The organism is Rhodobacter aestuarii (assembly GCF_900156655.1).
GTDB classification, from domain to species: domain Bacteria; phylum Pseudomonadota; class Alphaproteobacteria; order Rhodobacterales; family Rhodobacteraceae; genus Rhodobacter; species Rhodobacter aestuarii.
Genome location: NZ_FTOG01000010.1, coordinates 62,707 through 85,817, shown reverse-complemented (window position 1 = coordinate 85,817; position 23,111 = coordinate 62,707). Strand labels below are relative to the sequence as shown.

At 61.4% G+C, this 23,111-nt stretch carries 20 protein-coding genes; 5 read left to right on the top strand and 15 right to left on the bottom strand.

Annotation, left to right across the window (positions count from 1 at the left end):
* Position 1: 1 nt before the first annotated feature.
* The 3 genes from BW967_RS14550 to BW967_RS14540 form a co-directional block, all read right to left on the bottom strand.
* A complete protein-coding gene (locus tag BW967_RS14550; RefSeq protein WP_076485820.1) occupies positions 2–1,225 on the bottom strand; it encodes a CaiB/BaiF CoA transferase family protein in 1,224 nt (407 codons plus the stop codon).
* Between the two features lie 126 nt (positions 1,226–1,351).
* A complete protein-coding gene (locus BW967_RS14545) occupies positions 1,352–2,410 on the bottom strand; it encodes a LacI family DNA-binding transcriptional regulator (protein ID WP_083952274.1) in 1,059 nt (352 codons plus the stop codon).
* Between the two features lie 36 nt (positions 2,411–2,446).
* Positions 2,447–3,346 (bottom strand): LysR family transcriptional regulator, encoded by a 900-nt coding sequence (locus tag BW967_RS14540; RefSeq protein WP_076485819.1) that lies wholly within the window; start codon positions 3,344–3,346, stop codon positions 2,447–2,449.
* Between the two features lie 124 nt (positions 3,347–3,470).
* On the opposite strand from BW967_RS14540, the gene BW967_RS14535 reads away from it, so the two are divergent.
* The 5 genes from BW967_RS14535 to BW967_RS14515 all read left to right on the top strand — a co-directional run bounded on the left by BW967_RS14535 (position 3,471) and on the right by BW967_RS14515 (position 10,503).
* Positions 3,471–4,394 (top strand): hydroxymethylglutaryl-CoA lyase, encoded by a 924-nt coding sequence (locus BW967_RS14535; protein ID WP_076485818.1) that lies wholly within the window; start codon positions 3,471–3,473, stop codon positions 4,392–4,394.
* Positions 4,391–5,227: a sugar phosphate isomerase/epimerase family protein gene (locus BW967_RS14530; RefSeq protein WP_076485817.1), complete on the top strand. Its 837-nt coding sequence runs from the start codon at positions 4,391–4,393 to the stop codon at positions 5,225–5,227. Before BW967_RS14535 ends, BW967_RS14530 begins: the two co-directional genes overlap by 4 nt.
* 25 nt (positions 5,228–5,252) lie before the next feature.
* Positions 5,253–6,659, top strand: coding sequence for an aldehyde dehydrogenase family protein (locus tag BW967_RS14525; protein WP_076485816.1), 1,407 nt, complete (start codon positions 5,253–5,255; stop codon positions 6,657–6,659).
* A 2-nt stretch (positions 6,660–6,661) separates the two neighbouring features.
* A complete protein-coding gene (locus BW967_RS14520) occupies positions 6,662–8,458 on the top strand; it encodes a thiamine pyrophosphate-binding protein (RefSeq protein WP_076485815.1) in 1,797 nt (598 codons plus the stop codon).
* 221 nt (positions 8,459–8,679) lie between these two features.
* Entirely contained in the window at positions 8,680–10,503 is a 1,824-nt protein-coding gene (locus tag BW967_RS14515) for a sugar phosphate isomerase/epimerase and 4-hydroxyphenylpyruvate domain-containing protein (RefSeq protein WP_076485814.1), read from the top strand.
* 39 nt (positions 10,504–10,542) lie between these two features.
* Here the strand turns inward: BW967_RS14515 and BW967_RS14510 are convergent, their stop codons facing one another.
* The 12 genes from BW967_RS14510 to uxaC form a co-directional block, all read right to left on the bottom strand.
* Positions 10,543–11,718, bottom strand: coding sequence for an acyl-CoA dehydrogenase family protein (locus BW967_RS14510; protein ID WP_076485813.1), 1,176 nt, complete (start codon positions 11,716–11,718; stop codon positions 10,543–10,545).
* A gap of 179 nt (positions 11,719–11,897) precedes the next feature.
* Positions 11,898–12,764, bottom strand: a complete 867-nt coding sequence (locus tag BW967_RS14505; RefSeq protein ID WP_076485812.1) for a sugar kinase — start codon at positions 12,762–12,764, stop codon at positions 11,898–11,900.
* A gap of 7 nt (positions 12,765–12,771) precedes the next feature.
* On the bottom strand, positions 12,772–14,289 hold the full coding sequence (locus BW967_RS14500; protein WP_076485811.1) for a UxaA family hydrolase: 1,518 nt from the start codon (positions 14,287–14,289) through the stop codon (positions 12,772–12,774).
* The gene (gene uxuA / locus BW967_RS14495) at positions 14,282–15,457 is read right to left on the bottom strand and encodes a mannonate dehydratase (protein WP_076485810.1); all 1,176 of its coding nucleotides are present in this window, start codon (positions 15,455–15,457) and stop codon (positions 14,282–14,284) included. The genes BW967_RS14500 and uxuA overlap by 8 nt, the downstream gene beginning before the upstream one ends.
* Positions 15,457–16,890: a mannitol dehydrogenase family protein gene (locus BW967_RS14490; protein ID WP_373455193.1), complete on the bottom strand. Its 1,434-nt coding sequence runs from the start codon at positions 16,888–16,890 to the stop codon at positions 15,457–15,459. The genes uxuA and BW967_RS14490 overlap by 1 nt, the downstream gene beginning before the upstream one ends.
* On the bottom strand, positions 16,880–17,623 hold the full coding sequence (gene kduD / locus BW967_RS14485) for a 2-dehydro-3-deoxy-D-gluconate 5-dehydrogenase KduD (RefSeq protein ID WP_076485809.1): 744 nt from the start codon (positions 17,621–17,623) through the stop codon (positions 16,880–16,882). The genes BW967_RS14490 and kduD overlap by 11 nt, the downstream gene beginning before the upstream one ends.
* The gene (gene kduI, locus BW967_RS14480; protein WP_076485808.1) at positions 17,620–18,444 is read right to left on the bottom strand and encodes a 5-dehydro-4-deoxy-D-glucuronate isomerase; all 825 of its coding nucleotides are present in this window, start codon (positions 18,442–18,444) and stop codon (positions 17,620–17,622) included. Before kduI ends, kduD begins: the two co-directional genes overlap by 4 nt.
* Positions 18,445–18,455: 11 nt before the next feature.
* Complete coding sequence (locus BW967_RS14475) at positions 18,456–18,764, bottom strand: cupin domain-containing protein (protein WP_076485807.1); 309 nt, start codon at positions 18,762–18,764, stop codon at positions 18,456–18,458.
* Between the two features lie 10 nt (positions 18,765–18,774).
* Positions 18,775–20,055 (bottom strand): TRAP transporter large permease, encoded by a 1,281-nt coding sequence (locus tag BW967_RS14470; RefSeq protein WP_076485806.1) that lies wholly within the window; start codon positions 20,053–20,055, stop codon positions 18,775–18,777.
* A gap of 3 nt (positions 20,056–20,058) precedes the next feature.
* Positions 20,059–20,607 carry a TRAP transporter small permease gene (locus BW967_RS14465; RefSeq protein WP_076485805.1) on the bottom strand — a complete coding sequence of 183 codons (549 nt, stop codon included), beginning with the start codon at positions 20,605–20,607 and terminating at the stop codon, positions 20,059–20,061.
* 65 nt (positions 20,608–20,672) lie between these two features.
* The gene (locus tag BW967_RS14460) at positions 20,673–21,650 is read right to left on the bottom strand and encodes a TRAP transporter substrate-binding protein (protein ID WP_076485804.1); all 978 of its coding nucleotides are present in this window, start codon (positions 21,648–21,650) and stop codon (positions 20,673–20,675) included.
* Between the two features lie 26 nt (positions 21,651–21,676).
* On the bottom strand, positions 21,677–23,083 hold the full coding sequence (gene uxaC / locus BW967_RS14455) for a glucuronate isomerase (protein WP_076485803.1): 1,407 nt from the start codon (positions 23,081–23,083) through the stop codon (positions 21,677–21,679).
* Between the last annotated feature and the right edge of the window lie 28 nt (positions 23,084–23,111).

Genomic DNA, 23,111 nt, shown 5'->3' with positions numbered 1-23,111 from the left:
GTCAGTCGGCGCTGGTGTAAAGCGCCCCGCTTTCCAGCATCGCATCGACCTCGGCATCGGAGAAGCCAAGCTCAAGTGCCAAATCCCGGTTGTGTTCGCCCAGCCCCGGCGCGGCGACCGGCGTGCCGAGATCAAGGCCCGAGAATTTGAACGGCAGGTTCGGCACTTTCACCTTGCCCAGTTTCGGGTGATCTTGTTCCAGCACCATATTGCGCGCGGCCACCTGCGGGTCATTTGCCACTTCGGCAATGGTTTGAATGGGGGCCGCAGGCACACCAGCCGCATCCAACGCGGCAAGGGCGGCGGCGCGGCTGGATTGCGCGGCACACCATGCCCGCACCAGCACAATCGCCTCGGCATTGTGGTCATTGCGATTGGCCGCACCGTGGAAGCGGACATCGGCGGCAAGCGCCTCACCCCCAATCAGATGCGCAAGCTTCAACCACGTATCATCGACCTGCGCGGCGATCACCAGATCGCCATCGGGCGCCGAGAAACAGCCGTAAACCGTGGAATCGGGGAGGTTATCGCCAGTGCGCTTGGGCATTTCTGCGCCGTCTGACATCAGATAGCCTTGCAGCGCGTAGTCATGCATCGAGACCATGCAGTCATAAAGCGCAAGATCGACATGCTGGCCACGCCCGGTTTGCATCCGGCTGATGATCGCCGCCAAAACGGCGGTCGCCCCATGGCTGCCGGTATACATATCGGCCAAAGGCATCCGGAACAGCGGCGGCGGTGCGCCTTCGGTGCCCACAATCGACATCGCGCCCGACATCGCCTCGGCAATCAGCCCAAAGCCGGGGCGTTCCGACAAAGGCCCAGAATGCCCAAAGGCGGAGACAGAGGCATAAATCAGCCGCGGGTTCAGTTCAGAGAGCTCCTCATAGCCCAGCCCGAGCTTTTTCAGCGCGCCGGGGCGGTAGTTTTCGACGAAGACATCAGCCGTGGCGGCAAGGCGCTTCATCAATTCCACCGCTTGCGGCTGGCGCAGATCAAGGCATAGGCCCCGCTTGCCCATGTTCTGTTGCAGGAAATACCCCGAAACGCCCTCGCGCTGCGTGGGCGAAGCGCGCCCCGCATCGCCCGCACGCGGCCGCTCCACCTTGATCACATCAGCACCCAGCGCCGCCAATTGGCGCGACAGGAACGGCCCGGCAAGGAAGTGGCTGTAATCAATCACCTTAATGCCCTGAAGGGGCAGCGGCGCGGTGGGGTTGGTCATCGCAGGCTCCTTTTCTTGCGCCCTAGCTATAGGGCCGCCTGCGCCTTCCCAAGCGTTCCGAGCCAAGCCGAGGCCCGAACAAGCGGCAGCGCGTCTGTTTTCCGCCTCAGAACATCAATTGATGCATCATTCACCATCAAGATCGCGGATATTCTCGCGCAAGATCAGTTCTGCCGGAATCGGGCGTAGATCGGGGGCCGTGCCGCGATGCTGCGCGATGACAGCCGCCACAGCGCGCGACGCAATCACCTCCATATCTTGATGGATCACCGCCGCCATCCGCCCCTCGATTAGCGCGGCCCTCGACAGCGCTGTGAGGTTAAATGTGACAAAGCACAGATCTTGCCCGCGCCCGGCATCAGACAGCGCGCGCTCAATCCCGCGGTTGCCCGCCGCAAAGTTTACAATCCCCTCCAGCGCAGGAAAACGCTTCAAAAGCGTTGTGGCCAGGCGGAAGCATTCTTCGGGCGTGTCATTGGTCGAAAGCGTTTCGACCACCTCAATGGCAGGAAAGTCTTCGCGCAAGATCGAGCGCAGGCCCGCCTCGCGCTCTTCATGGCTGCGGTAGATCGCTTCCGAAAAGAAATAGGCGATTTTCCCTTTCTTTCCCATCATATTGCCCAAAATTTGTCCGGCTAGGCGACCCGCCGCGCGGTTATCAAGCCCGATATAGGGCAGGCCCGTCAGCCCCGGCAAAGTTGTCAGCACGCTGACCACGGGAACGCCCGCAGCGATCAATTTGCCAATCGCGTCACGCACCAGTGGATGCTCGACCGGCTGCACGATAACCCCCCCGGTGCCATCGCCCAAACAGGCCAACAAGGCCTCGGCCAAAGTGACTACATCGGTGCGTTTGACAAAATCGAGCCGCAGCGCCACCCCTTTTTGGCGCGCGGTTGCGCGCAGGCATCGGCCCAAATTGTCATTGGCAAACCCCGGCGGCCCGCCAAGGAAAGCGCGCAGCGCGAGCCCAGCCGGCGCGGGCTGCATCAGCTTTGGCCGCGCGCCCGACGCCGCCAATTCCCGCTCTGCCGCACGCACCTTTTCAACCGTGGCGCTCCGCACCCCTGGGCGGCCGTTCAGCACCCGGTCAACGGTGGCGGTGCCCACCCCTGCCAAAAGGGCAATATCGGAAATGCGGGGCTTTTGCTTGTCGTGATCGCTCATGCGGGCAAGATGAGGCATCAAAACCGCGCCGTCCAGCCCGCCGTCGCGGAAGTTTTAACCCACCGTGGTCACGGCCCGCATTTCCGCGCGCAAAAGTTCAATCAGCTCTTCGGCAAAGATCGAACGCGGAGTTTCGCTGTTCACCACCGCATAGGTGCGGAAGGTGGTGGGTTCCTTCAGCGCGATCACCTTGAGCCCTTCTAGGTTCTGATCGGCAACCGAGAATTCGTCAATCAACGCCACCCCCACCGCTTGGCGCACCAAGGCTTGCACGGTTTGGCCGAAGCGTGCCTCGATGATGAAATCCACCGGCAGCCCCGCATCTTTCAAAGGCCGCGCAACAATCGCCCCATAGGGGTCCGACGGGGAAATCCCGATCATCGGGTTTTTCGCCAGATCATGGATCGAAACACGTGGCTCCTCGGCCAGTTCATGCCCTTCGGGCACCAAAGCCACCACCCGCCCGGTGCCCAAAGGCAGGCAGGTCAGCCCCGGATGGTCGATCTTGAAGCTATTGGCTACCAACTCGCCCTTGCGCAGCAAAAGATAGTCGATGCTCTCTTCGATCTTCGTTTGGTCGATGGTCATGCGCAGATCGGGGTAGCGTTCGCGCAGCCGCCGCACGGCATAGGGCAGGACGCGCTGCGCAATCGAGGGCACAGAGGCAAAAGCAAACACCCGGCTTTCGCCGCGCTTGAGCATATCAATCGAGCTTTGCAGGTTCTCCACCTTGGCGAAGACCTCGTTGATCTGAGAAAAGATCCCCCGCGCCTCTTCGGTTGGCGCGAAACGCCCATGCGCGCGCGAAAAAAGTCGCAGCCCCAATTGGCTTTCGGTGTGCTTCATCACCCGGCTGATGCCCGGCGCAGACACGCCCAGCAAATCCGCCGCGCCCTTGACCGTTCCGGTAATCAAGATGGCCCGGATCACCTCAATTTGCCGCAATGTCAGCATGGGACCTCCCTATCACGCGCACAGAAATTAACATCGCATACGCATCAAGGCAAATACGGATATTTGTTGTTATGTAATGCGAGCCTTATGGTCGCGCCGACCCCGAACGGGAGCGGGAAAGACCATGACCTTATCGAACAGCGTGCTCATTGAAGACGAATTCCTGCGCGACGGCTTGCAAAACGAGGCGCGGGTTTTCTCGGTTGAAGAAAAGCTGGCCTATGTGCGCGATCTGATGGCCGCCGGGGTGAAGCGCATCCAAGTGGGCAGCTTTGTGCATCCAAAATGGGTGCCGACGATGGCCAATACCGATGAGCTTTGCGCGGTACTGCCCGAAGCCGAGGGCGTGACCTACACCGCGCTCGTGCTCAATGGCGCGGGGCTCAAACGCGCGCAGGCGGTGGGGCTGAAGCATCTGTCGCTTTCGGTCTCTGCCTCAGAAACGCATAGCCGGAAGAACACCAACCGCAGCGTCGATGAAGGCCGCGCCGCGATGGCGCCGGTGATTGAAGCAGCGCTTACCGATGGCATTGCCGTGCGCGCAGGCATTCAATCGGCCCTTGGCTGCGGCTTTGAAGGCAAGATCGACCCCGAGGTGGTGATTTCCATTGCCAAGCAATGGTCCGCGCTTGGAGTCAGCGAAATCAACTTGGCCGATACGGCAGGCCTCGCCAATCCGGTGCAGGTGGCCGACCTGTGCACCCGTGTGCGCGACGCCATTGCCCCTGAAGTGGCGCTGTCGCTTCATCTGCATGACACGCGCGGGCTTGGCATGGCGAATATGCTGGCGGGTCTGCAAGCGGGCGTGCGGGTCTTTGACACTGCGCTTGGTGGCCTTGGTGGCTGCCCGTTCATCCCGAAAGCCGCTGGCAACATTTCCACCGAAGATGTGGCCTTTGCGCTGGAAGAAATGGGCTTTGAAAGCGGCATCAACTGGCGCGCCTTGCGCAGCGCCGTGGCCCGCGCCGAAGCACAGCTTGACCGCCCCCTGCCCGGCCGCATGGGCCATATTTTCCAACCCGGTGAAGCGCAGGAGAATGCCGCATGAGCCGTATCTATGCCCTTGAATATCTAACGGTTCCGGGCCTCACCCCGCGCGAGCTGGTCACTGTGGCGGCCGACGCGGGCTATGATGCGGCGAGCTTCCGGCTCATTCACATGGGCGTGGCGGGTGAGCCCGATTGCGACCCGTGCGACGCACAAATGATCCGCGAAACCAAGGCGGAATTGCAGGCGCGCGGGCTGAAAGCCTATGACGTGGAACTGGCGCGCATCCTGCGCGAAACGCCCGCCGCTGACTATGAGCGCGCCTTTGCCGCCGCTGCCGAATTGGGCTGCACCCAAGCCATTTCCTCGGCTTGGACGGATGTCCGCAACGACCTGCCATTTATCGTCGAGCGCTTTGGCGAGATTTGCGCCCTTGGGTCGCAATATGGGTTGACGGTGAACCTTGAATACCCGGCCTTTTCGCGGCTGTGCTGCATTGAAGATGCGCAAGAGGTGCTGACGCTGACGCGCGCGCCGAACCAAGGTCTTTTGATCGACACGCTCTATCACTATTTCACCGGCGGGAAGCTTGCCGATCTTGCCCGCGTGCCGAAGAAATGGGTCAATTTCCTGCATGTGAATGACACCCATCACATGGCCTTATCCAAGGCCGAAATGATCCATATCGCCCGCGATGCGCGGCTTTATCCGGGCGAGGGGGTCATTCCTTTCGCGATGATCGCCGCCACCTTCCCCGAGGCCGATATTGCCATTGAACTGCCCAATGCCGAGCGCATGGCCGTTCTTGGCCCCACCGAACACGCCCGCCGCGCGCTTATGGCCGCGAAACGCTTTTTCGACGATGGCGAAGCCGCCACCGTCAGCGCCGCTTGAGCGCCAGCCACTCAGGAGACCCAATATGGCCCGTGAACTCACCCAAGAAGAAATGGCGACCGCCGATGCGATGATCGCCCGCGCGCGTGCCGCGATGGAAGAAATCAAAGACTACGATCAAGAGCAGGTGGACCGTCTGGCCCGTGCGCTTGGCTGGAACTGCGGCAACGAAACCACCTTCTTGCGCATTGCCCAGATGGGCGTGGATGAAAGCGGCATTGGCGACCGTGCGGGCCGCGCGGGCAAACGCTTCAAAATCTTGGGCGTGTTGCGCGATGCTTTGCGCGGCAAATCGGTTGGCGTGATCGAAGAAGACACCGCAAAAGGCTTGACCAAAATTGCCAAGCCCGCAGGCGTCATTGCCTCGCTCATTCCGACCACCAACCCCGAGCTCACCCCCCCGGTGACCGGCATTTATGCGATCAAATGCAAAGACGCGGTGATCTTTTCGCCCCACCCGCGGGCCAAGAAAACCACCTTTGAGATGGTGCGCGTGATGCGCGAAACGCTCGCCAAACTGGGCGCGCCGCGCGACATTTTCCAATGTGTCGAGAACCCCTCGATCCCGATGACCGATTACCTGATGGCCCATTGCGATCTGACGATGGCGACGGGCGGCAAGCCGATGGTGCAGGCGGCCTATTCCTCGGGCAAACCGGCTTATGGCGTGGGCGCGGGCAATGCGACGATGGTGATTGATGCCGACGCCGATATTGATGAAGCGGCGATGAACTCGCGCATCTCGAAAACCTCGGATTTCGGCTCGGGCTGTTCGGCCGATGGCAACTTGGTCATCCATTCCGCTGTTTATGACGCAATGAAAGCCGCGCTGATCCGCGAAGGTGGTTATCTGTGCACCGCCGAAGAAAAAGAGCTTCTGGCGAAAGCACTGTGGAAAGAAGACGGCTCCCGCCGCATTGAAACCGTGGCGATTGCCGCGCAGCGGATTGCCGAATTTGCGGGCTTCACCATCCCCGAAGACCGCAAGTTCCTGATGGTCGAACAAGACGAGATCGGCAAAGAGCATAAATTCTCGGGCGAGAAACTCTCGGTCACGATGGCGCTTTATAAAGCCGCCGACTTTGACGATGCGCTCGCCAAAGTCCGCGCGATCTATGACGTGGGCGGCAAGGGCCATAGCTGCGGGATTTATTCCTTCAACGAAGAGCATATCCTGCGCCACGCCGAAAACGCGCCGGTCAGCCGCGTGATGGTGCGCCAGCCGCAATCCAAGGCCAATGCGGGTTCGTTTGAAAACGGCATGCCAATGACCTCGTCGCTTGGCTGCGGCATCTGGGGCGGCAACATCACCAACGAGAACGTCTCGCTCAAGCACTACATGAACGTGACGTGGGTCGCGCGCCCGATCCCGATGGACCGCCCCTCGGACGAAGAGCTCTTTGGCGAATTCTACAACACCGAGGTCATGTAAGAATGGTCACGACGCATATCGAACCGGGCAAAGACCTGATCTCGAACCAGCTTTGCCGCTACCTTGAAGGCCGGGGCGTGAAACACGTCTTTGGCCTGTGCGGGCACACCAATATCGCCGTTTTGGCGGCGATGGCGGAAAGCGGCATTGAGTTTGTGAACGTGCGCCATGAGCAAATCGCGAGCCACGCCGCCGATGGTTATGCGCGGGTAACCGGAAAAGCCTCGGTCGTGCTGAGCCACCTTTCCCCGGGCCTGACCAATGCGGCCACCGGAGTGGCGAATGCCGCGCTTGATTGCATCCCGATGGTGGTGATCGCGGGCGATATCCCGTCTTATTACTACGGCAAGCACCCGCACCAAGAGGTGAACCTGCACGCCGATGGCAGCCAGTATGAGATTTACCGCCCCTTCGTGAAACGCGCTTGGCGGGTCGATACCCCCGAACTGCTGCCCGAAATCATGGAAAAAGCCTTCGCTTTGGCGGAATCCGGCCAACCCGGCCCTGTGCTTGTGAACGTGCCGATGGATTACTTCTCGGCGCAGGTTCCGAATGCGCTGTGGGATCGGCTCTCGGCCAATGCCAAAGAACTGCGCAAACCCTCGCTCGATGACGAAACCGCGCGGGAGATTGTCGGCAAACTGCTTTCCGCAGAGCGCCCGGTGATCTACGCCGGCGGCGGCGTCGCGCTGGCGAAAGCGTGGGATGAGCTCAAAGCGCTGGTTGACCATCTGCAATTGCCCGTCGCCCATTCGCTGATGGGCAAAGGCTGCCTGCCAGATGATCATCCGCTGGTGCTGGGGATGACCGGCTTTTGGGGCACAAGCTTCACCAATGCGCAAACGCTTGGGGCGGATTGGCTCTTGGCGCTTGGCAGCCGCTTCAAGGAAGCCGATAGTTCCTCGTGGTATCCGGAATATACGTTCGACATTGGGCCGGGCAAAACCAGCCTGATCCATATCGACATCGAGCCGCAAGAAATCGGGCGCAATTACCCGGTCGACATTGGCGCGGTGGCAGACTTGAAAGCCGCGCTGAAAGTGCTGGTGCGGGTCGCCAAAGAGATGTGCCCCGAAGGCGTGCAACGCCCCGAACTGGTCGCCGAAATCGCGAAGTTCCGCGCCGAGTTCAAAGCCTCGAACACAGCGATGCAAACCTCAGACGCCTTCCCGATGATGCCAGAGCGCATCTTGGCCGATCTGCGCGCCGCGATGCCGCGCGACGCAATCCTGACCTCGGATGTGGGTTGGAACAAAAACGGCGTCGCGCAGCAGTTTGACATCTACACCCCCGGCTCGATCCTGATCCCGGGTGGTTTTGCGACGATGGGCTTTGGCCCGCCCGCCGCTGTGGGCGCCAAAGTGGCGGCCCCTGATCGCGTGGTGATCTCGCTTGTGGGGGATGGGGGCTTTGGCCAGAACCCCGCCGTTCTGGCGACGGCTGCGGCTGAGGGGCTCGCCGTGATTTGGGTGGTGATGAACAACAACGCCTTTGGCACCATCGCGGGGCTGCAAAAGGCGCATTATGATCTGACCTACGGCACCACCTTCCAAAAGGCCGAAAGCCCGCTGGAGCAAACGCCCGATTACGCCGCCATCGCCCGCGCCTATGGCGTGGAAGGTGTGCGTGTGGCCTCCGCCGCCGAGTTCAAACCGGCACTAGAGGCCGCGATTGCCTCGGGCAAGCCCACGGTGATTGATGTCGCGATGATCAACAACCCCACCCCCACCTCGGGTCATTGGAACATCCTTGACATCTACTCGCCCGAGGGCGGCGTGGGTCACGTGACCACCGACTAAACCAGAACCACGGGCCGCCCCTACCCCGGCGGCCCTGGACCCTGCCACGTGGGCCAGCGGGCAGGGAATAAGGCGGGCGGCAGGGCAAAGCGCTCCCTCCCCATTTGCGGTTTGCACCTGCCGCCCGGCTTCGACTAAACTGGCGCCGAACCGGGCCAGCAACGGCCCCCAGATCAAGAATAACAACCGCTTGCAGATCACTGCACCGCCCGGAGGCCCTGATGCGCGCGATCTCCTCGATTTCCTTCTCCGGCCAGCTTGAAGATAAGATCACCGCCGCCGCCGAAAATGGCTTCGACGCGATTGAGCTTTTCCGCGAAGACATCATCGGCTTTGAGGGCACGCCCGACGATATCGGCCCCTTCGCGCGCGAAGCTGGGATCAAAATCCTGTCGCTGCAATCTTTGCGCGACTTTGAGGGGCTGACAGGCGCCGCGCGGACCGAGGCTTTGGCACGGGCGGAAAAGTTCCTCGACCTTGCGCAGCGGATCGGCGCGGAAATGCTGATCCTGTGCGCCAATACCCGCGCCGACAGCAATGCCGCTGGTGCGCTAGAAGATTTGCGCCTTTTGGCCGATATGGCCGCGTCGCGCGGGCTGAAAGTGGGCTATGAGGCGCTGGCCTCGTCGCGCCAGATCACCTCCGTCACCGCCGCTTATGAGGCTGTGAAGGCCGTGGGGCGCGCCAATTTCGGCCTTGTGATCGGCACAGTGCACCTGTTCGCCTCGGCCAGTGGCTCGCTGGAAGATGCGCTGGCCACCCTGCGCGAGATTGAACCGAAGGACATCTTTTTGGTTCACCTCGCCGACACGCCCACCACCCGCATTGACCCGGCGCTGATTGCCGCCTCTTTTCGGCTGTTTCCGGGGCAAGGCACGCTGCCCGTCGCCGCGCTTTACAGCCAGCTTGTGGTGCAAGGCTTCGAAGGCCCGCTCTCGATTGAGACCTTCAACGACCAGATCCGCTCTTTGCCCGCCACGCGGATTGCCGAAGATGCGATGCGGGCCTTTCACCTGCTCGAAGAAACCCATGCCCGCGGGGCGCATCCGCGTTCGGACGTGCAGGCCCCGGGGCTTGTCGAGTTCACCGCGCAAGGTGAGGATGCCGACGATTTCATCCGCCTGTTCACCGCGCTTGGCTTTGCCAAAACCCATGAAAACGGGGCCGTCAGCCTGTGGCGACAGGGGCAAATCACCCTTGCGCTGAACACTGCAGCGCGCGGCCTTGCGCATTCGATCTATCTTGTGCAGGGCGCCTCTGTTTCTGGGGTCGGCCTTGTCGTCAACGATATGCCGCTGATGCTCGACCGGATCGGGCGCTTTCATGGCGAGGCGGTGGAACTGGCCGAGCCCTATGGGCTGGCGCGGCTGCGCGGCCCCGGCGGATCGGTGCTGTTCTTGCAGCCCGAGGCGTTCACCCCGGGCTCTGAATTCACCGCGACGGGGGCGAAACCGGGCGATGGGCTTACCCATATCGACCATGTCGCGCAAGCGCTGCAGCCGAACCTGTTCCTGTCGGGGCTTCTGTTCTACCGCGCCACCTTTGATTTACGCGCGCACGAGCTGCGCGACGTGCTTGACCCGCATGGAACGGTGCATTCGCGCACGCTCGTCAACGACAGCGCCGCTTTCCGCATGTCACTCAACGCGAGCTTTGGCGCGGGCACCACGACGCAGCGCTTCCTTGGCAAATCGGGCTTTGCGCCCTTCCATCATATCGCGCTTGCAAGCGACGAAATCTTTGGCCTAGCCGCGAAAATGGAACCGCAAGACCTGCTAAGCGTGCCGGCAAATTACTATGAAGATTTGGCGCTGCGCTTCGACCTTGCGCCCGATTTCATCGCCCGCCTGCGCGAGGGCAATTTGATGTATGACCGCGATGAGCGCGGCACCTACCTGCAGCTTTATACCCGCGCGATCAACGGCTTCTTCTTTGAGGTGGTGGAACGGCGCGGCTATACGGGCATGGGCGCGGCCAATGCTCCGGTGCGGATGCTCGCGCAGCTGCGCGAGATTGAAGCCGAAGAGGCGCTGCACCTTCTGTAAAAGGGCAGCGCCTGATCGTTTCCTACGCTCATTGATGCATCATGCAAACGGGTCGTAAAGGCCCGGCTCACCCTTCATCAAAGAGCGCCCCATAACGGTGCGGTGAATTTCCGAGGTGCCGTCAAAAATCCGGTAGATGCGGGCATCGCGGTAATAGCGCTCAATCGGCAGGTCTTTGCAAAAGCCCATCCCGCCAAAGACCTGCACCGCGCGGTCAACCACCCTGCCTAGCGTTTCTGCCGCTTGCACCTTCACAAGGCTGATGCGCGTGCGCGGGTCTTTACCCTCGTCAATCTCCACAGCGGTTTGCCACAGCGCCAAACGCGCCGCGTTGATCTCCATCGCGCTGTCGGCCAGCATCTGCGCCACGAGTTGGAACTCGCCAATCGCATGGCCGAATTGCTTCCGTTCACGCGCGTAGTCGATCATCAGATCCAGCACTTTGGTGGCCTTGCCAATCGAGCGCGCGCCCACCTGCGCCAGCCGCACCCGGCCCAAAACCCCAAGCGCCATGCGGAACCCCATGCCGCGCTCGCCCAGCATATGGATGGGCTTCAGCGGCACCTCATCAAAGCTGAGTTCTACATGGGACGTGCCGCGCAGCCCCATCATTGGCTGATCGCGCCCAATGGTCAGCCCCGGCGCGCCTTTATCAACCAAGAACAAAGAGATACCCTTCGCGCCTTTGTCTGGGTCTGTGACCGCAGAGACAACGAAAAAGTCCGACACAAAGCCATCCGAAATGAAGTGTTTGGAGCCCGAAAGCTTCCAGCCCCCCTGCCCGTTTTCCACCGCTTTGGTGCGGATGGAAGCTGCGTCAGAGCCCGCACCGGGTTCGGTGATGGCGATGGAGCAGACGCGCCCCCCCCGCACGGTCGGGGTCAGCCAACGCTCGATCTGTTCGCCTTGGCAGGCGAGCAGCACTTCATACACGTTGCCAAAGGCGCGGCGCACCAAAATATCGGTGGTGCGGCCAAACTGTTCCTCGACCAGCATCGTGTCAAAAGCGCTGAGACCGCCGCCGCCAAATTCTTCGGGGATGTTCATCGCATAAAGCCCAAGGTCGCGGCTTTTCGCAAAGATCGTATCAGCCTTTTCCTGCGCCAAAGCGCCGTTTTCCTCGACCTCCGCCTCAAGCGGCGCAAGCTCTTCGGCAATGAAATCGCGCACAGTTTGCACAAGAAGTTTTTGCTCGTGGGAAAGGCTCAGATCCATATCATCCTCAAGGCTGGAAGCACTGCCTCTGCCTAAGGAGGGTGGGCGCATCGGTCTAGCATTGCCCCCGCACCCAAATGAAAGAGGCCCGCTCAAGCGGGCCTAAATCACATCAAATCATCAAATGATGCATCATTTTGCACCGATGCGATGCAGAACATCGCACCGCCAAGCCGCCCTTAGCGCGGGATGATCGCGCCCGGTTGTGCAATCACCGCACAGGCTTGCAGATGCGCGCGCCCCAAAGCCTCGGCCTCAGAAGCGCCCTGAAGCACCGCCGCCAGATAGGCGCCGTTGAAACTGTCGCCGGCGGCGGTGGTATCCACCACACGCGGCGCAGGCGCATAGGGCGGCGCGGTCACAGTAGCATCAAAAGGCATGGCCCCGGCCGCGCCGCATTTGAGCGCGCCTTCGGTGAACCCCGCCGCGCGGAACCGTTTGAGCACTTCAACCGGATCGCTCTCGCCACCAAGCGCCATCTCGTCATCGACCGAGGGCAGCGCGATATCGGTGACTTCCCAAGCTGCCGAGATTGTCTTGCGGGCGGTCGTCTCGTTTTCCCACAGACGCGGGCGGTAGTTGCTGTCAAACACCACCGTCGCCTGATGCTGCGCCAAATGCTCGATCAGATGCGCACGCACATCGGGCGGCAAGATCGCAAGCGTGATGGCGCTGAGATAGATCACATCCATGCCTTCAAGCTGGGCGAACCCATCTTCAAAAAGCGTGCGCGCGGCGGATTGGTTGCGCCAATAGCTAAAGCTGCGCTCCCCAGCCGCGTCGGTGGCAATCACATAGACACCCGGCAGACGGTCGGCGTGATGGGTGATGCAAGACGTTCCCACCCCTTCGGAGCGAATAAACGCCTCCATCCGCGCCGACATCGCGTCACTGCCCAGCACCGTCACAAACTCAACCTGCGCCTGCGGGAACCCGCGTGCGAGGTAGATCGCGGTGTTGAGCGTGTCACCCGCATAGCCGATTTGGGCCCCCGCGCGATCCGGGTTCAACTCGATCATCGCTTCGCCAACACAGGCAATCTTCATGGGGTCCTCACATTACCGCGCCAACCTGCCACGGCAGGAATTCATTATCACCAAGGCCTTGGGCCTCAGATTTCGTCACACCGCCCGAGGCCACGCGCAAGATCTCTTCAAAGATTTGCGCGCCCTTCTCGGCCAAAGTTACCCCCGCAAGCACATCGCCGGCGTTCAGATCCATATCTTCGGGCATAGCCGCAAACAGCCGATCCGAGGTGGCAATCTTGATTGTGGGAGCGGGTTTTGAGCCAAAGGCAGAGCCGCGCCCGGTGGTGAACACAATCAACTGCGCCCCGCCCGCAATCTGCCCGGTGGCAGAAACCGGATCATAGCCGGGCGTATCCATATAGACGAGGCCCTTGGCCGTAACCTGTTCGGCATAGTCATAATAGGCGCGCAAGGGGGTGGAGCCCGCCTTGGCGACAGCACCAAGCGACTTTTCCAAGATCGTGGTGATACCACCTTGCTTGTTGCCCGGAGAGGGGTTGTTGTCCATCGACCCGCCGCCTTGGGCGGAATAGTCTTCCCACCACGCCAAACAGCCGGTGAGCTTGTCAGCCACATCAGCCGTCGTGCGGCGTAGCAAAAGCTGTTCGGCCCCGTGAATCTCGGGCGTTTCTGATAAGATCACCGTGCCGCCCTGCGCCACGATCATGTCAGAGGCCACTCCAAGTGCCGGGTTTGCGGTGATGCCCGAAAAGCCATCCGACCCGCCGCATTGCAGGCCAATCGTCAGGGCCGAAACCGGGCAAGGCTGACGCGTGATCGCGTTCACCTGCGGCAGCAGGCGGCGCACCTCGGCTTTGATCTTCTCAATCGTGACACGGGTGCCGCCCATTTCTTGGATCGTCAGGCCGTGAAACCGCTCTGCGCCGGCATCGCCAAAGCGTGCTTGCATCCGCGCGACCTGCATCACCTCGCAGCCCAGACCCACAAAGATCGTCGCCCCCACATTGGGATGGGTGGCGGTTCCCCAAAGCACGCGCTCTAGGTTATCCGCCCCGCGCCCGGTCGCAGCCATGCCGCAGCCCGTACCATGCGCAAAAGCGGCGATACCATCGACATTGGGGAAGTCTTTCAGCGCGCCTTCGGCGATCAGCTCTTGCGCGGCATGGCGAATGACAGTGGCCGAGCAGTTCACCGTCGCGCAGAGCGCCACCATATTGCGCGTGCCAACCCGGCCATCGCCGCGCTGATAGCCCATGAAGCTGCGCGGCTCCATCGCGGGAACAGCCGCCTCCGCCTGCGCCAAATCTGCGCCCACCGCATAGGCGCGATCATGGTCGCTGAAGGCGCAATTGTGGCTGTGTACATGCGCGCCCGCCGCAATGGCTTCGGTGGCCAAACCAATGATCTGGCCAAATTTCACCACCGCATCGCCCGGCGCCATCGCAACCCGCGCGATTTTGTGCCCCGCTGCCAAGGGCGCGGGAAGGCCCGCCCCAAGACCAAGCGGGTCCGCCCCCGCCGCCGCGCGGGCGGTCAGCACCGCCACCGTATCAGCGGGGTTGAGGATCAACACCTCAGCCATGGGCCAAAGCCGCCATCACACCGCGCAATTCGGCCAAGCCGCGCATCCGCCCAATCAGCGGATAGCCCGGGAAGGTGCCGCGCCCGATGTCGGACAGCAGTTCCTGCCCATGATCGGGGCGCATCGGAATGACCGCATCGGAGCGGCCCTCGGCCACGCGGCGCGTTTCTTCGGCCAAAAGCGCTTTCACCACGGCAACCATATCGGTGTCGCCGCCCAGATGCGCTGCTTCTTCAAAGCTGCCATCGGGGTCTTTTTTCACATTGCGCAGATGGGCAAAGTGAATGCGCGCGGCGAATTGTGCCGCAATCGCTGCCGGGTCATTGGCCGGGTTTGCGCCCAGCGAGCCGGTGCACAGTGTCAGCCCGTTCGCCACGCTTTCAACCGCTTGCAAGATCCACGCAATGTCTTCGGCATTCGAGACCACACGCGGCAGGCCCAAAATATCGCGCGGCGGGTCATCGGGGTGCACGCACATCCGAATACCAAGCTCTTCCGCTGTCGGGATCACCTCTTCCAAGAAGCGCTTGTAGTTCCGGCGGATTTCTTCGCGACCAATGCCGTCATACAGTGCCAATTGGCCCCGCAGACCGTCAATATCATAGCGGTCAAAGGCCCCGGGCAGGCCCGACATGATCGCATGCAAAAGCGCATTGCGATCCGCTTCGGTGCTCGCCTCGAACCACGCTTTCGCCCGCGCGCAGACCTCGGGGGAATAGTCATTCTCCGCGCCTGCGCGGCCCAGCATATGGATTTCAAAGGCCGCCATCCGGTAAGCCTCGAACCGCAAACACGTCCCGCCACGCGCCAAGGGCGCTTGCAGATCGGTCCGGGTCCAATCCAGCACCGGCATGAAGTTGTAGCAGATCACCTCAATGCCCTCGGCGGCAAGGTTCGCCATCGACTGCCGGTAGTTGGCAAAAAGCGCGCTCAGATCACCGTCATCGCGTTTGATCCGTTCATGGATCGGCAGGCTCTCCACGACCGACCAACGAAAGCCCGCAGCCTCAATCTGGCCCTTGCGCGCGGCGATCGCTTCGCGCGACCAGACCTCACCATAGGGGATTTCATGAAGCGCATGCACAATGCCCGTGGCGCCCGTTTGCGCGATTTCAGGCAAGGTGAGGCGGTCGAAGTCAGGTCCGTACCAACGCCAGCATTCTTCCATCAGAGCACCTCCTCAATCGCCTTACGCGCACCCACTTCAAGCAACCGCCCATAGGCTTCGGTCACCGGCATTTGCAGCATTTCGGCCATCTCATGCGAAAACACCTCGCGCAGCCCCAAAAGCGCCGCCACTTTGCCAGCCGGGGACGCGCTGCTGTCCGAAAGCGTGCGCAACTGCGCCGCCAGCGGGTCTTTCACCTCAATCGGTGCGCCCGTTTCATCGACGCCGCCGACGTAGCGCATCCATGCCGCCACCGCGAGCACGAGACCCGGCGCCTTGCGCCCGACGACAATGTCTTCCGCCAAAGTGCCCAAAATGCGCTGCGGCAGTTTTTGGCTACCATCCATCGCGATTTGCCACGTCCGGTGCCGGATCGCAGGGTTGGCGTAACGCGCGGCCAGCGCCTCGGCATAGGCTTCAAGGCTTTCACCGGGGGGCGGCGTCAACGCCGGGATGATTTCATCCATCCATAGCTTTTTGACAAACCGCGCAAAGACCTCATCGGCCATCACTTCGGCAATGGTCTCATGGCCCGCCAGATAGCCCAGATAAGCCAGTGAAGAATGCGTGCCGTTGAGCATACGCAGCTTCATATGCTCGTAGGGCGTAACATCGGCAACCATTTGCGCGCCCACAGCGCCCCAATCGGGCCGCTCATCGTTCACAAACGTGTCCTCAATCACCCACTGGCGGAAGGGTTCATGCATCACCGGAGCCGCATCATGGCAGCCAATGAGATCCGTCACTTGTGCAATATCTTCGGGCTTCGTGGCGGGGACGATCCGGTCCACCATCGTTGCCGGGAAGCGGCCCTCCGCCTCGATCCAATCGGCCAAGGCCGGGTCAATCTCGCGCGCGAGCGCCAGCACCACACCGCACAGCACCTTGCCGTTATTGGGAAGGTTGTCACAGGTCATCGCTGTAAACGGCGCCACACCCGCCGCCTGCCGGCGTTGCAGTGCGCGCACAATATAGCCCGGCGCCGAACGCGGCAGCGCATTGGCGATATCATGCACAATATCGGGATGGGCAAGGTTCAGCGCCCCGGTCGAGGGCTCGTGGCAGTAGCCCTTTTCGGTCACGGTGAGCGAAACGATCTTCACCGCCGGGTCCGCCATAGCGGCCAGCACCGCCTCGGGGTTTTCCGGTGCGACCAGAACATCGGTCACCACCTGCACATGGCGCGGCTTCACCCCCTCGGGCGCAAGCTCAAGCGCGATATAGGTGCCCGATTGCGGCGCCAGCGCATCCCGCGTGCCCGCGCTTTGCAACGACACGCCCAGAATGCCCCAATCGCCCCCCGAAGCGGCGATTGCCTCTTCGGTGAAAATGGCGCCATGCGCACGGAAAAAGGCGCCAAGGCCAAGATGCACGATGCCCACTTTCGGGGCGGGCTGGGTGCGGTCCAAACGGGGGGAAGTGTCAGCGGGCAAGCCAGCCTCCATCGACATTGAGCACCGCGCCGTGGATGTAGCGCGCGGCGGGAGAACACAGGAAAGCGGCGGTGCCGCCAATATCTTCGGACGCGCCCCAACGGCCCGCCGGAATACGATCCAAGATCGCTTTGTTGCGCACCGGATCAGCGCGCAGCGCCGCGGTGTTGTTGGTGGCAATGTAGCCGGGAGCGATCGCGTTGACGTTGATCCCCTTGGCCGCCCATTCATTGGCCAAGATCTTGGTAATCCCGGCAACGCCATGTTTGGCCGCAGTGTAAGACGGCACGCGAATGCCGCCTTGGAAGCTCAAAAGCGACGCGATGTTGACCACAGCCGCGGGCGTATTGTCTTGCTCGAGTGCCGCTTCGGCGAAGGCTTGGATGGTGAAGAACACCGCCTTCAGGTTCACATCCATCACCGCATCCCAATCGGCCTCGGTGAAGGACAGGCTGTCATCACGGCGGATGATCCCCGCGTTGTTCACAAGGATCGAATAGCCTTCGCCCGCGAACACGCCCTGCCCCGCCATCGGATTGGCGAGATCAAGCAAAAGGGACTCTGCTTTGCCCCCCGCCTTCTCAATCAACGCAACCGTTTCATAACAATCGCGCCGACCAACGCAGGTGACCCGCGCGCCTTGGGCGGCGAGCGAAACCGCAATCGCCTGCCCAATCCCGGTATTGGCGCCGGTCACAAGCGCGCGGCGGCCTTCTAGCGAAAACGGGTTCACCGCAACTCCTCCGGCTGGATGAAGTCCATATCAGTGTAATCGACATTGTCGCCCGCCATCGCCCAGATGAAGGTATAGGGCCCGGTGCCCGCCCCTGAGTGGATCGACCACGGCGGCGAGATCGCGGCCTCTTCATTGGCCACGAACAAGTGCCGCGTCTCGGTGGGCTCGCCCATCAAATGCATCACGCGGGCTTTTTCATCCATGTTCCAGTAGAGGTAAGCCTCCATCCGGCGATCATGGGTGTGGGCGGGCATGGTGTTCCAGACCGAGCCATCCAGAAGCGTGGTATAACCCAGCACCAGTTGGCAGCTTTCCATCACCAGCGGATGGATGAATTGGTTGATCACCCGCTTGTTGGCGGTGGCAGTGTCGCCAAGACGGACCTCTTTGGCATCGGCCAAGCGAATGAGCCGCGACGGGCAGGTGCGATGCGCCGGGGCCGAGGTGATGTAAAACCGCCCCGCGCCCGAAAAGCTCACCGGCCCGGTGCCCATGCCAAGGTAGAGCACGTCGCCGCGCTCCATCGTGTAGCTTTCACCCGCCGCCGTGACGGTGCCCGTGTCGCCAATGTTGACGATGCCCATCTCGCGCCGATCAAGGAACGAAGGGGTGCGGGTTTCCTCGACCTTATCAAGCACCAACGTGCCCGCACCCGGCACAGCGCCCCCCAAAACGAAGCGATCATAATGGGTATAGACCAAGCGAATCTCGCCCGTAACAAACAGGTTTTCTGCCAGGAAATGCTGACGCAGCCCCGCAGTATCGAGGGTTTTCGCGTGATCTTGATGCACGGCGTGACGGGTTTCAACGCGCAGCATGGTGTCTCCTTTCACAGAAAATCGTCGCGGCGGGGCGCAAAGCTGTCGATCAGCACGCCCGGCTCAAGGCACAGGCAGCCATGCACTGCGCCCGATGGGATGGAAAACGCATCGCCCGGACCGACCTCAAACCGCTCGCCCGAAAGCTCGAAGCGGAAGCGGCCCGATTGGCAATAGGTGGTTTGCACATGGGGGTGCGAATGCAAGAGCCCCTCGCCGCCCGCCTCAAAGGCGAAGCGCACCACCATCAGATCAGGCGTTTCGGTCAGAACCTGGCGCGATGCGCCAGGTCCGGTTTCGATAACGGGGTAGCTTTTCATCAAAGCCTCCTTAGTGGAACACACTCGGCAGCCAGAGCGAGAGCGCCGGAACATAAGTGACCAGCATCAGCGTGCCAAAAGCGGCGATGTAGAAGGGCCAGATCGAGCGGACCACCGACCAGATCGAGACCTTGCCCACTGCACAGCCAACAAAGAGCACGGCCCCCACCGGCGGTGTGCACAGGCCGATGCCGAGGTTAAGCACCAAGATCACGCCGAAATGCACCGGGTCGATCCCGAATGCCTGCGCCACCGGCAAGAAGATCGGCGTGCAGATCACGATCAGCGGCGACATATCCATGAAGGTGCCAAGGATCAGCAGCACGACGTTGATCAAAAGCAAGATCACGATCGGGTTGTTCGAGAAGTCTTGCAACGCGCCAACAAGGGCGGTGGGGACTTTCAAGAACGCCAGCAACCAACCAAAGGCGGCCGCACAACCGATCACCATCAACACCATCGCAGTGGTGCGCACGGCGGCTTTGGTCGCGGCAACGAACTCCGAAAAGCTCAGCGTGCGGTAGACCAGCGCGGTCACAAAGATCGCGTAGACCACGGCGATGTTGGAGCTTTCCGACGCGGTAAAGATGCCCGAACGCACCCCGCCAAAGATGATCGCCACCAAGATCAGGCCCGGCACCGCATTGGCGAAGATCCGGCCCATCATGTGCCATCCCGGGAAAGGCTCGGTCGGATAGCCGCGTTTTTTGGCCACGAAATAGGCCGCAACCATGAGCGAGAGCGCGAGCGTGATGCCCGGCACGATGCCCGCGGTGAAGAGGTCCGCAATCGAGATTTTCCCACCCGCCGAGATCGAATAGATGATCATATTGTGGCTGGGCGGCAGCATCAGCGCGATGATCGAGGCCACAACGGTGATGTTCACCGCATAGTCGGTACCATAGCCGCGCTCTTTCATCTGCGGGACCATCAGACCACCCACAGCCGAAGCGTCAGCAGCGGCAGAGCCAGACACGCCCCCGAACATGACCGAAGCCATGATGTTCACCTGCCCAAGGCCGCCACGCAAATGGCCAACAAGCGCGCCCGCAAGCGCCACAAGACGCCGCGCGATATCGCCGCGCACCATCAGATCGCCCGCGTAGATGAAGAAGGGAATGGCCATCAGCGCGTAAACAGAGACGCCAGAGTTCAACCGTTGGAACACCACCACCGGCGGCAAGCCCAGATAGACAACCGTCGCAAAGGACGCTGCACCAAGGCAAAAGGCGACCGGGGTGCCGATCAGCAGAAGTGACACGAAGGTGCCAAAAAGGATCCAAAGTTCCATGGCTTAGGCCTCTGCTTTGGTGGATTTGGGGGTCTCGTCTTCGTGGTCATCCCCGAAGCGCGACGTGGGCAGACCAGCCGCGCGGCGTGCGATCCGCTCAATGCAGAAAAGCACCAGCAAACAGCCGCCCACAACGATCGGCAAAAAGTCGAAAGCGCCGGAAATACCAAGGCTCGGCAACTTGTTATGCGCGGTGCGCTCGGCCAGCTCCCAACCGTATTTCACCATGCCTACGGCGAATGCACCCACCACGATGTCCGAAATCGTGTAGAGCGCGAGCTTCACCTTCTCGGGCACGAAATAAAGCACCACGTCGAAGCTGAGGTGATAGCCTTCCCGGATACCGACCGCGGCCCCCAGAAAGATAAACCACCCCATGATCATCACCGCCGCCGGTTCTGTCCACGGCAGCGACGAGTTCAAGACATAGCGGAAGAAGACCTGCATCGCGATAAAGGCAGTCATGATCACGACGCCCGTGCCAGCAATCCACAGCGCAATCGTACCCAACAGCCCGGTCACGCGTGCGACCATAAGCATGAAATTTTTCACCGACCCCTCCCGGCTACTAGAGAAACGCCGCGCGAGGCCCCCCTCGCGCGGCGCAAGCAGTTAGATCACTCGGTCGCTTGAATGCGCGCGACGAGGTCTTTGAGCACGTCCGAGGTCACGTATTTCGCGTAAACCGGTTCCATCGCTTCGATGAACGGGGTTTTGTCGATATCGGTGATGACTTCGACACCAGCGGCTTCGAGCTTGGCCTCCGACTGGGCTTCTTGCTCGGCCCACAGGCGACGCATTTCCGGAACCGAATCCCGCGCGGCTTGACGCACGGCGGCTTGGTCTTCGGCGCTCAGCCCATCCCAAGTCACTTTCGACATCACCAGCACTTCCGGCACGATCAAGTGCTGGTCGAGCGTGTAGTATTTGGCAACTTCGAAGTGACCCGAGCTGTCATAGGACGGCCAGTTGTTTTCGGCCCCGTCGATCACGCCGGTTTGGATCGAGCTGTAAACCTCGCCATAGGGCATCGGGGTCGCGTTGGCGCCCACCGCGCTGACCATGTCGACAAACAGGTCCGATTGCATGACGCGGAACTTCATGCCTTCAAGGTCGGCCATCGTTTTGATCGGCTTTTGGCTGTTGTAGAAGCTGCGCGAGCCGCCATCGTAGAAGGCCAAACCGATCAGATCGTGGGGCGTGAAAGCGTCCAGAATTTGCTGGCCGATGTCGCCGTCCATCACGGTGTGCATATGGTCCACCGAACGGAAGATATAGGGCAGCGAAGGAACTTGCGTTTCTTCGATGATGTTGTTGAACGGCCCAAGGCTAACGCGGTTCATATCGATCACACCGAACTGAGTTTGTTCGATGCTGTCTTTCTCTTCGCCCAGCTGGGCGGAGTGATAAACCTCGATGCACAGCCGACCATCGGTGCGCTCTTCCAGCAGCTTGCCCATATATTCAACGGCCGCAACGGTGGGGTAGCCCTCCGGGTGCGTATCCGACGAACGGAAGGTGGTTTCGCAGGCCGTCGCGGCCCCGGCGAAAGCCACGCCAGCCAGAAGGGTTGCAAGGGTGGTGAGATGTTTCATGGATTGTCTCCTCCCATGAGTGGCTCTCAGAGCCGATAGGCCTGCCGCGCAAGCCGGTGAGCGAGGTCTTGAGCGACCTCAAAGGCCTCATCCTCCGCAAGCCGCCCCGTGGCGACCAGCGTGGCGAGGAAGGCAGAGTCGACCCGGCGCGACACGTCATGACGGGCCGGGATCGAGCAAAAGGCGCGGGTGTCGTCGTTGAAACCGACGGTGTTATAAAGACCCGCAGTCTCGGTGGTCATTTGGCGGAAGCGCCACATGCCCTCGTAGCTGTCATGGAACCACCACGGCGGCCCCAGACGCAGGCAGGGGTAAACGCCCGCCAGCGGCGCCAATTCGCGCGCATAGGTGGTTTCATCGAGCGTGAACAAGATCACCGTCAGGTTCGGCTCTTCGCCCACCGCATCCAACAGCGGCTTGAGCGCGGTGACGTAATCGGTGCGCGAGGGGATGTCATAGCCCTTATCGCGGCCGAAACGATCCAGCACCGGACCGGAATGGTTGCGGAAGGCGCCGGGGTGGATTTGCATCACCAACCCGTCATCGAGCGACATCTTCGCCATTTCGGTGAGCATCTGTCCGCGGAACGCCTCGCGCTCCGCGGCATCGGCCTGCCCCGACATAACCCGGTCATAAAGCGCAGCAGCTTCTTGCGGGCCAAAGTTGTGAGTGGTGGCTGTCGGGTGGCCGTGGTCTGTGGAGGTCGCGCCGAATTCCTTGAAATAGGCACGCCGGTTGCGGTGCGCGGCCAAGTAGCCCGCGTAAGAGCCCGGATCTTCGCCCGCCATCGCGCAAAACTGTTCGACGTTTTGCACAAAGCCACCGAAGTCCGGATCAACCACCGGGTCAGGGCGATAGGCGGTGATCACCCGCCCCGTCCAGCCGCTTTCGCGGATCATCCGGTGCCATTTCAGGTCATCCAGCGGGCTTTCGGTGGTCGCGATCACGTCGATCTTGAACCGCTCGAACAGCGCGCGCGGCCTGAACTCGGGCTTGGCGAGGCACTCGGCGATGTGGTCGTAATACATATCGGCGGTCGCAGCGCTGAGCCGCTGATCAAGGCCGAAAACGGTTTCAAAAGCGTGGTCGAGCCAAATCCGCGAAGGCGTTGCGCGCAGCAGGTGGAAATGCTCGGCAAAGCGGCGCCAGATTGTGCGGCCATCGGTTTCCACCGGGCCACCATCGGCACGCGGCACGCCAAGGCTTTCCAGTTTCACGCCTTGGCTGTGCAACATGCGGAACACGTAATGGTCCGGTGTCACAAACAGTTGGGCGGGGTCCGGAAAGGCTGCGTTTTCAGCAAACCAACGGGGATCAGTGTGACCATGGGGAGAGATAATCGGCGCATCTTTGACGGTGTCGTAAAGCGCCCGGGCCATGCCCCGCACCCGTTCTTCAACCGGAAACAGGCGGTCAGCGTCCAGCAGAGCCATGGTTCATCCCCCATTCTCTTGTTATTCC